General features: G+C 67.3%; 6 protein-coding genes. 5 read left to right on the forward strand and 1 reads right to left on the reverse strand.

Annotated features, from left to right (window positions below):
- Positions 1-134: 134 nt before the first annotated feature.
- Together UWG_RS0120755 and UWG_RS33130 are read left to right on the forward strand one after the other, a co-directional pair.
- Entirely contained in the window at positions 135-578 is a 444-nt protein-coding gene (locus UWG_RS0120755) for a hypothetical protein (RefSeq protein ID WP_016909126.1), read from the forward strand.
- 247 nt (positions 579-825) lie between these two features.
- Positions 826-972 (forward strand): hypothetical protein, encoded by a 147-nt coding sequence (locus UWG_RS33130; protein ID WP_157838580.1) that lies wholly within the window; start codon positions 826-828, stop codon positions 970-972.
- A 287-nt stretch (positions 973-1,259) separates the two neighbouring features.
- On the opposite strand, the gene UWG_RS0120760 is transcribed toward UWG_RS33130, so the two are convergent.
- Positions 1,260-1,922, reverse strand: coding sequence for a DUF4232 domain-containing protein (locus UWG_RS0120760; RefSeq protein ID WP_029391634.1), 663 nt, complete (start codon positions 1,920-1,922; stop codon positions 1,260-1,262).
- A 670-nt stretch (positions 1,923-2,592) separates the two neighbouring features.
- On the opposite strand from UWG_RS0120760, the gene UWG_RS0120765 reads away from it, so the two are divergent.
- The 3 genes from UWG_RS0120765 to UWG_RS0120775 all read left to right on the forward strand — a co-directional run.
- On the forward strand, positions 2,593-3,264 hold the full coding sequence (locus UWG_RS0120765) for a response regulator transcription factor (protein ID WP_029391635.1): 672 nt from the start codon (positions 2,593-2,595) through the stop codon (positions 3,262-3,264).
- 120 nt (positions 3,265-3,384) lie between these two features.
- Entirely contained in the window at positions 3,385-4,929 is a 1,545-nt protein-coding gene (locus UWG_RS0120770; RefSeq protein WP_016909130.1) for an MFS transporter, read from the forward strand.
- A gap of 50 nt (positions 4,930-4,979) precedes the next feature.
- On the forward strand, positions 4,980-5,953 hold a 974-nt coding region (locus UWG_RS0120775), incomplete at its 3' end, for an FAD-dependent oxidoreductase (protein WP_016909131.1).

Below are 5,953 nucleotides of genomic sequence, written 5' to 3' on the forward strand. Positions count from 1 at the left end.
CCCCCTGATCTCTCACGCCAAAGCAGCTCCAGCCCAAAGCCGCTCCACCGACCTTGTGCGAGCTCTGACGCTGGTTCGCGGGTACGGTCCTCTGGTGACGTAAAGTGCAAGCGTCATCGCACAACGGAGGGGAAATGTTTGGTGCGTCGAGGCAAAACCTCCAGCAGGACTTCGCCGTGCTGGGAGATCTCACGGGTCTCACACTGGAGGAGATTGTCGCCGCCGTCGGCAGACCAAGTAGTCAGAGCATGGTTGGGCCGGGCCAAACTCTGTTCCAGTGGCAGAGCGGCAGCTACCACATTGGGATCCTCTTCGAGGGGACCCAGTTCGCGGGCATCATGAGCGAGGATTCGGGGTTGCTGTCCGGCGGGCGGAGGCTGGCGCAAGGTTTCGCAGGCCTCGGCAATCTAGCTGGCCGCACCAAGGAGGAGATCACTGCCGAGGTCGGGCCCCACTCCAGCTTCAGCGTGACGGGTCCCGGGCAGGTGCTCCTGCAATGGCAGAGCGACGTCTACCACATTGCGCTTCACTTCGAAGGGGACATCTGCGTCGGGATTGCGCACGAGTTCGCGATCTGAATCCACACCTCTCTGGCCGAGCGGTTCTCGAGCAGTAACGGACGCTTCATCGTCGCCGGTCAGCAACCGCACCAGCAGATCAGGGCCCATAGCGCCCCTCCTGTCTGGATGTTGTTGTACGGCAGCGAAGTACAGCAAACCCACCGACCGCAGGCAGTCATCAGCACCCGACGACGCCCGAGGCGTGACCGCTTCGACCGTCGCTGACCGATCCCTCCCCAGCTACGGATCAGAAGCTCTGACATCCATGACTGACATCAACGACACCGGACAGGGGCGTATCGGTATGGTCCTGTCCGGCTGTCAGGCCGACAGGATGCAGCTCAAGGCACGCCCACTGATCGAACTCCTAAAGCGGGTGTCGCAGGTTCGAATCCTGCCGGGGGCACGCTGAAGCAGCAGGCCGGAGGCTCCTCTGCCCGATAGGGCGGAGGAGCCTCCGGCCTGCAGTGCACCTGGCGCAAACGGGCCTGTGCCCGTCCCTGCGGGAGCTGTGCCCGGTTCGCAGTAAGGATCGCTGAAGCCCGAGTAGGCGGGCTACTGCGGGCGGCTGGTCCTCGACAGTGGCAAGCTCGGCTGCGGAACGGGCATGCCAAGCGTCGCCGGCTCGGACCAACTGAACGCTGACGGCCGAAACGGGCCCGGCGTGCAGTCGGCAGGGCCGGCCGCCGCGCACCGTCCCTACTTGGTCGTGTGCGTGGGGTAGACCTCGACGTCGGTGTAGGCGCCCTCGATCTTTCCACCGCTCGCGGGCCACTTCAGGTTCACGGAGTGCGTCTCGTGCGGGGGCGTCACCTGAATGTTGGTCGGGTGGGTGTGGCTGTCGCCGTTCTTGTCGATGTCGTAGGCGAGGTTGAAGACAGCAGTGTCGCCGGGCTCGAGGTTGGTGATGCGCGGCTGGGCGTCGCCTCGGTCAATGGGGTTGGAGGTGTTGTCGACGTCCTTGATGTAGACGTCCGCGAAGCCTGTCGCCGAGCAGGTGGTCGGACCGCGGTTGATCATGGTGATGTTGATCCTGCCGGAGGCCGCGTCGGGCGCGGCGTCCCTGGCGTCTATGGCCAGATCCTCCGTCTTGCAGGACTTGACCTTGCCTCCGGTCTTCGTCGCACCGTTCGCGGCGCCGGCGCGAGTCCCGGTGTTCTCGCTGGAGTCCGACTTCGCGTTACCGGACTCCGAGCCCCCGCCGCTCTCCGACTTCGAGCCACCGTCCGAGGACGAAGCAGACGAGGACGAGGCCCCGTTGGAGGACGAGTCCTTCTCGGAGCCGCCGTTGCCACAGGCGGTGAGCGAGAGGGTGGCGGCGACGCCGAGGGCAGCGAGAGCAGTGGTCCGGGTGTACTTCACGGTGTTCCCCCACGAGTAGGGCGGTGCATGTGGTCCGGAAGTATTTGTATCTCGCACCGAGTTACGAGCGGTCCTCCGAGGCGTCTTCGTTCTGTCACGGGGATACGGACCTCACGGGCCGTCAAGAATCACCGCACGGCCACCGGTGCGCACGTCCGCCGGAGCGCTCTTTCCGCAGGTCAGCCGCCGAGTCGTGCAACCCTCGCTCGTGAAGCTCGCAGATTCGGGTCCTGCCGGGCACCCGCGGAAACGGCACCTACCGCACGGAGCGGGAGCGAAGAGTGGGAAGCCCCGGCCGGCACGCACCGGGTGCACCCGCGCAATCCGGCGGCGCGGACAGGTCCGAAACCGCCGGCCCGGATTGCTCCTTCCGGCACTCGACAGCGGAATTCGGGCCGGTGAAGCGGAGCTCCTGGTGAAGGGCCGTCCCCATCGCCCCGTAACGGTGAATCCACGAGCCAGGTACGAGCAGTACCGAGCGTCAAGCCGCTCGGTACCGGCGGTCGGATGAGCCCCTACGACACCCCTGCCTAGGGTCGGAGCCATTCCGAAACGGAGGTGGTTTCGGTGTTCCGCAGCCGTACAGCGCGGGACAAGTGCCCGACGGGGGAGGAGACTTGTGGATTCGTTTCTCGGAGCACCCGTACCGCAAACGAGCCGAGGGGCACCGATGACAATGGCCACCGTCCTTCTGGTCGACAGTGAACAGGTCGTACTCGAAGGACTGCGCAAACTTTTGGACAGCTTCGACGAGTTCTCCGTGGTGTCCACGGCGCTCGATGCCGCTTCGGCACTCCATGCCCTGCGGACGCGAAGACCGCAGATCGTCGTCACGGGCCCGACGGTCGCGGGAGCAGGCGGCATCCATGCCGCCCGGCTGATCCGTCAGGACTCCCCGCACGTGCGCATCGTGGTCCTCAGCTCCAACCAGCAACCCGTCTTCATGCGCGAGGCGTTCATGGCGGGCGCCAATGCCTATCTCTCCCGCTGCATCAGCGGTGAGGAGCTGCGCCAGACCCTGCTGGCGGTGCACCGCGACGGCGCGGCGCTCTCCGGAGCCGCTGCGGGGCTGATCCTGCAGATCGCCTCGGGCTGCCCACCGGATGAGGGCTCACCGCTGTCCCAACTGACCGAGCGGGAGCGGCAGATACTCTCGCTCGTCGCCGACGACCACGAGACCGGCCATATCGCCAAGTACCTGGGCATCAGTCCGAAGACGGTGCGGAACTACCTCAGCCGCATCTACGCGAAGCTCGGCACCCCGAATCGCGTGCAGACCACCCTCTACGCCAAGCGCTTCATGGGCCGGCCGCAGCCGGACGGGGCGCCGGCAGTCCCGTAGCCGATCCCGTATCGGCCGGGTCCCGGTCATCTCGGAAGCACTCCTTGCCCGTGCGCGATCCATGTCGCTACGCTACGCAGAGCGTATCGAAATAGAGAATCCGCTCAGGGAGGAGCGCCAATGACCGGCAACCGCTGGTGGACCCTCGTACTGGTGTGCGTCGCCAGTTTCATGGTGTTGCTCGATGTCACGATCGTGAACATCGCTCTGCCGGACATCGAGGCGGAGTTGGGCGCCTCCCTCAGCGATCTGCAGTGGGTGGTCGCCTCGTACGCGGTAGCGCTGTCCGCCGCTCTGTTGACGGGCGGGTCGCTGGCCGACAGGTTCGGGCGACGGGCAGTCTTCGCTATCGGGATGGTCTTGTTCACGATCGCCTCCCTGCTGTGCGGGATCGCAGCCGACCCTCTCTTCCTGAACGCCGCCCGCGTTCTCCAGGGGCTGGGCGCCGCAGCGCTGCTGGCAACGTCACTGGCCCTGCTCGCCGCTGCCTATCCCGGCAACAAGGAACGGCACCTGGCGCTCGCCGTCTGGGGAGCCGTCAGCGGCGCGGCCCTCGCCGTAGGGCCGCTGGCAGGCGGTGTACTGGTCGAGGCCAGTGGCTGGCGTTCGGTCTTCCTCGTCAACCTGCCGATCGGCTTCCTCGCGCTGGTCGGCGTGGCCTGCCGTATGTCCGAATCGCGAGGACGGACGTCCGGACCCGTCGACTGGCCCGGGTTCGTCACACTCAGTATCGGGTTGGGCTCCCTCTCCTTCGCGCTCCTGCGGGCCAACGAAGCCGGCTGGGGAAGCACCCAGGTCACCGTCGCGTTCTCCATCGCCGCGCTCTCACTCGCACTGTTCGTGTGGATCGAGCGGACCCGCCGCGATCCCATGCTCCCCGGCGCCGTCTTCCGGCGAGTCACCACGACCGGGGCCAGCCTCGGCGTGCTCTCGATGAGTTCCACGGCATTCGCGCTGCTGCTCTACCTCACGCTCTACCTGCAGACGGTCCTGGGGCACGACCCCCTGGAGGCCGGACTGAGACTGCTCCCCCTCACTCTCTCGATCTTCGTAGCGTCGGCGGTCATGGCCCGTGCCGGGTCGGTGGTACCGGCCCGCTGGCTGGTGTCGGGAGGGCTCGCCCTCATCGGCGTCGGACTGCTCCTCATGGGCGGCCTGAAGACCTCCGACGACTGGACGACGCTGCTGGCAGGGCAGTTGGTCACCGGTCTCGGCGTCGGATTCGTCAATCCGAACGTCGTGGCGGCGGCGATGGGAGCCGTCGACTCCGAGCGGTCCGGTGTGGCCTCGGGCCTCAACAACACCTTCCGTTCCCTCGGCATCGCACTGGGAGTGGCCGTCATGGGCGCCGTGTTCGCCGGCCGGGTCAAGGAGTCCGTTTCCGATGCGCTGGCGGGTACCCCGCTCGCCGGGCGTGCCGACGAACTCGCACGCGCCGTCTCCTCCGGGCAGTTGGAGCACGCGATGGGACAACTGCCCGCACGCGAGCGCGGAATCTTCGCCCAGGCGGCCCAGTCGGGCTTCGTCGAAGGGCTCAACTCGGTTCTCGTCTTCGCCGCGGTCGTCGCTTTCGTCGGCACCGTGCTCGTCATTCCGCTGATCCGGAGCCGTGACCTGGACGGGGACGGCCATGCGGCACAGACGGCGGCCGCCGCCGACCACTGACCGTTCCTCCTCTTCCCCCCACCCCCCTCCCAGACTCAGGAGTCATCGCGGTGCACACCGAATACACTCGCGTCGTCGTCGTGGGCGGCGGCCCCGCCGGCATGATGGCGGGCCTGCTGCTCGCCAGGCAGGGCATCGAGGTGATCGTGCTGGAGAAGCACGGCGACTTCTTGCGGGACTTCCGCGGGGACACCGTCCATCCCTCGACCCTCCGCATCATCGAGGAACTCGGCTGGATCGAAGAGTTCCTCGCCCTGCCGCACAGCAAGGTGCGGACGATCGGCGTGCAGACCCCGGCCGGGTACACCGACTTCGCCGACTTCTCCAAGCTCAGCGGCAAGCACCCGTACATCGCCTTCATGCCGCAATGGGACGTCCTCGACTTCCTCGCTCGAAAGGGCGCCCAGTACCCGGGGTTCCGCCTGCTCCAGCACGCGGAGGCCACCGAACTCGTGCGGGACGCCGACGAGGTCCGCGGTGTACGCGTCAGCACGCCCGACGGTCCGATGGAGCTGCGCGCGGACATCGTGATCGCCGCGGACGGCCGCCACTCGGCCATGCGCGCATCCGCCGGGCTCAAACCGTCTGTCAGCAAGTCGCCCATGGACGTGCTGTGGTTCCGCCTCAGCCGCCTGCCCGACGAGCGGCAGACTTTCCTGCACACGGGCCAGGGCTTCGTCCTGATCACCATCGACCGTGGGACGTACTGGCAGATGGCCTACGTCATCCCGCAGGGCGGCTACGCCACGGTCAAACAACAGGGCCTGGAACGGCTCCGCGCCGACGTCGGCGCCATCGACGCCGGGCTCGGCTCGCGCATGCTGGAGGAGGTGGGGAGCTGGGACGACGTGAAGCCCCTGACCGTGCGGGTCGACCGGCTGCGGACCTGGCACCGGCCGGGCCTGCTGTGCATCGGGGACGCGGCACACGCGATGTCCCCGGCAGGCGGTGTGGGTATCAATCTGGCCGTCCAGGACGCGGTGGCCACCGCCCGGATGCTCGGGCCGGTGCTGCGTGCGGGTCG

The sequence above is a fragment of the Streptomyces xiaopingdaonensis genome, assembly GCF_000262345.1.
GTDB lineage: Bacteria > Actinomycetota > Actinomycetes > Streptomycetales > Streptomycetaceae > Streptomyces > Streptomyces xiaopingdaonensis.

Coding starts and splice junctions, on each gene's coding strand:
- UWG_RS0120755 (WP_016909126.1), top strand. CDS start 135: ATGTTTGGTGCGTCGAGGCAAAACCTCCAGCAGGACTTCGCCGTGCTG.
- UWG_RS0120770 (WP_016909130.1), top strand. CDS start 3,385: ATGACCGGCAACCGCTGGTGGACCCTCGTACTGGTGTGCGTCGCCAGT.
- UWG_RS0120765 (WP_029391635.1), top strand. CDS start 2,593: ATGACAATGGCCACCGTCCTTCTGGTCGACAGTGAACAGGTCGTACTC.
- UWG_RS33130 (WP_157838580.1), top strand. CDS start 826: ATGACTGACATCAACGACACCGGACAGGGGCGTATCGGTATGGTCCTG.